The sequence below is a fragment of the Kitasatospora sp. NPDC059803 genome, assembly GCF_042732255.1.
Lineage (GTDB): Bacteria > Actinomycetota > Actinomycetes > Streptomycetales > Streptomycetaceae > Kitasatospora.
Genome location: NZ_JBHWIJ010000370.1, coordinates 1 through 3,179, shown reverse-complemented (window position 1 = coordinate 3,179; position 3,179 = coordinate 1). Strand labels below are relative to the sequence as shown.

Genomic DNA, 3,179 nt, shown 5'->3' with positions numbered 1-3,179 from the left:
TCGTGCCGCCCTCCACGGGTTTTTTAGTCAAAACATTAGCCCGGGAACAATGACCCCCACTTCGCCTTTGCAACCTATTTCCGGACTCCGGCCCTGCCTCATGACGTGAAGTCGGCTGCGGGTGCTACCGGTTGGCCGGTTCGGACAGGTCGCGCACCAGTCCGGCGAGGGCCGGGGTGTCGACCCCGTGCGCGGCGGCGGCCCGCAGGACGGCGCCGCCGATGGCGTCCAGTTCGATCGGACGGCCGGCCTCCACGTCGCGCTGCATCGAGGACTTCATCGACCCGGGCACCCGGTCGAAGGCGGTGAGCAGTGTCTGTGCGTCCGCCGGGGCGCCCGCCGCGCCGGAGACGGCCGCGATCTCGTCGAGGACGGTGAGCAGTTCGGGCCGGTGCTCGGTGCGCACGACGCCGACCTCGCTGCGGTGGCGGGTGGTGAGCAGCGCGAACGGGGCGAGGAAGGAGAGCTTGCTCCAGAGCATCGCGGTCTCGTCCTCGCGCAGCGTGACATCGAGGCCGGCGCGCCGCAGCCGATCGGCCAAGTCCGCTACCGGTCCGGCCAGTTCGAGCACCGCGAAGGGGCTGGTGTGGGCGATCCGCCCGGGCGCGGTCCGAGTGGCCTCGACCCGGATCGTGCCGGCCGCGACCTGCCCGGCCGGGTAGCGCTCGCGCAGCGCCGCGACGTGGTCGATTCCGTTGAGCAGCGGTACCACGACGGCGGAGCCGAGGGCCTGCGGCGGCATCCGGTCGAGCGCGTCGGCCAGCGCCGTCGCCTTGACGGTCACGAACGCGGCGTCGACCGGCTCGCGCAGTTCGGTGGAGGCTTCGACCCGGGCGGTGAAATCGCCGAACTGCCCGCTGCGGACTTGCAGTCCGTCCCGGTTGAGGACGGCGGCGGTCTCCTCGCCGGCCAGGCAGATCACCCGGTGCCCGGCGCGCGCGAGCAGGCCGCCGATCAGGCCGCCGACGCCGCCAGGTCCGAGGACGGCGATGGTCGAGGGAGTGGTCGCGGGGGTGGTGGTCATGTCGACTCCTGATGAGGGGGTGAGGGGTGGTGGGCTTCCGCGGAACGGCCCGACGAACCGGCCCCGAGGAACCGGCCGGTGGGTGCCACGGCCCGGCGGCCCGGTCATGGCGCCGCCTCGTCCGGGGCGGCGGGGGCCGAGGAGGAGAGGGAGACGAGGCCGAAGGTGAACGGCGGTTCGTGGCGCGGCTTCCGCCCGCCGGCCGGGGTCCAGCGCACGGGGGTGTTTCGGCTGAGGCGCAGCGTGTCGTACCGGACGTTGCCGTGGACGGGGTCGGGGACGGGCAGGCCTTCGGCGCGCAGCGCCTCGACCACCTCGTGGGCCGGCCAGCCGAAGACGTCGATGCCGTGGAGGCCGACCGGGCAGGCGGCCGCACCCTCCACCGGCTCCACCGGGCAGCGCGACAGGAAGACGGCCTGGAGGTGCTCGCCCGGGCCCGAGCAGAGGGTGACGCCAACCCCGGGCAGGGTGAAGTGCAGCGCCCAGTTGGAGCCGCAGACGAAGGTGGGGTGCACACCGCCCGGGAGCGCCTCGCGGTGCGGGGCCAGCAGGCGGCGGACCGTCGCCTCGGTGAGGCCGAAGCGCAGTTCGGGCAGCGGCGCGGGCAGGCGGACGCCGTGGCCGGGCAGCAGGTCGATGGTCACCCGTTCATGATCCCTCGTCGGATGGGCGGCGCGGGGCCCGGGGCGGGTGAGGCTCGGCTCGCGGGCGTACCGCGGCGGTGGCCCGAGCCGCGTCCTGCCGTCGGGCGTCGCGGCCGGTGAGCGGCGGCACCGACTCGCCGGGCGGGAGGCCGGCGGGCCCACCGCCCACCGTTGCCGGGTCAGCGGGCCGTCAGGCCGTTCAGCGCGTCGGTGACCTGACGGGCGAGGGCGGGCGGCAGCGCGGCGTAGCCCGACTGCGTCGCGGCCGGCTGGCCGGTGGCGCTCACCGCGTGGGAGAGCAGGCCTGCCAGTGCCCGGGTCGGGTGGTTGTCGCGGTTGTCCGGTGCGTCGGTGCCGCAGAACACCGCGTAGCCGACCTGGACGAGCGGGTACGCGCCGGAGCCGGGGTTCGCGTAGTCGACGTCGACTGTCAGGTCGGCGCCCGTGCCGGTGACCTTGGCGCCGACCAGGGCAGCGGTGGCGGCCTCGGTGGTGGCGGCCACCGGGCCGGAGCCGGCGGACAGTTTGGCGGTCCGCAACCCGTCGGCGTCCTTGAGCGGGAGGAAGGCGATCGTGCCGGACTTGCCGGCCACTGTCGAGTGGACGGCGCCGAGGTCGCCGACCGTCAGGCCGCCCATCGCCTGGGCGGGCCAGGAGTGGGCGACCGTCGGGTACGGCCAGGCGGCGGGCGCGGCCTTGGCGAGGTAGCGGGTGAAGCCGAGCGTGATCGGCGACACGCCCGACGGGTGGACCGCGGTGATGGCCGTGTCGGGCAGCACTCGGCCGGGGTTGAGCGTGGCGATCGCAGGGTCCCGCCAGCTGGTGATCTGGCTGTTGAAGATCCGGGCCACCGTCGGGGCGTCCAGTACCAGCGAGTCGAGCCCGGGGACGTTGTAGACGACGGCGATCGGCAGGGCGGCGAGCGGGAGTTGGGCGGGCCGGGTGGCCGTGCACCGCTTGCCGAGGTCGGCGGCCTCGTCGCCGAGGGGTGCGTCGTCGAGGGTGACGGCGTCGACCTGGCCGGCGACGAACTGCTGGCCGGCGGTGCCGCTCACGTCGGTGGCGGTCACGTTCGCGGTGGGGCACGCCTGGTGGTAGTCGGCCGTCCAACGGCTCATGACGGTCTCCAACGGGCCGTCTCCGCCCACGACAGCGCGGGCCGATGGGCAGTCGGGCGGGCCGGACTGGCCTGAGTGGCCTGACTGGCCGGGAGTGGACGGCGCCGAGGCGGCCGGGGGCAGGGCACCGGCACCGCCGTTGTCCTTCTCCTTCTGCCGCAGCAGGACGGCCGTGCCGCCGGCCGCGGCCAACGCGACGGCGACCGCGACGACGAGCGCTGCCGTCCGGCGGCGGGGCCGGGGGACGGCGGGGCCGGTCGGTGCCGGTATGACGGGGGGCCCGGCGGGCGGGGGGAAGGCGGGCGCGAGGGGTGCCGAGCGGACGTCCGGCTCGGTCGGAACGGGCGGAACGGGCGGAACGGGCGGCACGGCGGGGCGCTCCCACCCGGTCGC

The 3,179-nt window shown here is 75.3% G+C and carries 3 protein-coding genes; all 3 read right to left on the bottom strand.

The genetic code is table 11. From position 1 onward, the window contains the following. Nucleotides 1-124 precede the first annotated feature (124 nt). Nucleotides 125-1,024 (bottom strand): ketopantoate reductase family protein, encoded by a 900-nt coding sequence (locus ACFV6I_RS35600; protein ID WP_380430052.1) that lies wholly within the window; start codon nucleotides 1,022-1,024, stop codon nucleotides 125-127. A 104-nt stretch (nucleotides 1,025-1,128) separates the two neighbouring features. Next, a complete protein-coding gene (locus tag ACFV6I_RS35595; RefSeq protein WP_380430049.1) occupies nucleotides 1,129-1,668 on the bottom strand; it encodes a hypothetical protein in 540 nt (179 codons plus the stop codon). Nucleotides 1,669-1,847: 179 nt separating this feature from the next. Next, nucleotides 1,848-3,179, bottom strand: a 1,332-nt coding sequence (locus tag ACFV6I_RS35590) for a substrate-binding domain-containing protein (protein WP_380430046.1), incomplete at its 5' end; no start/stop codon positions are given.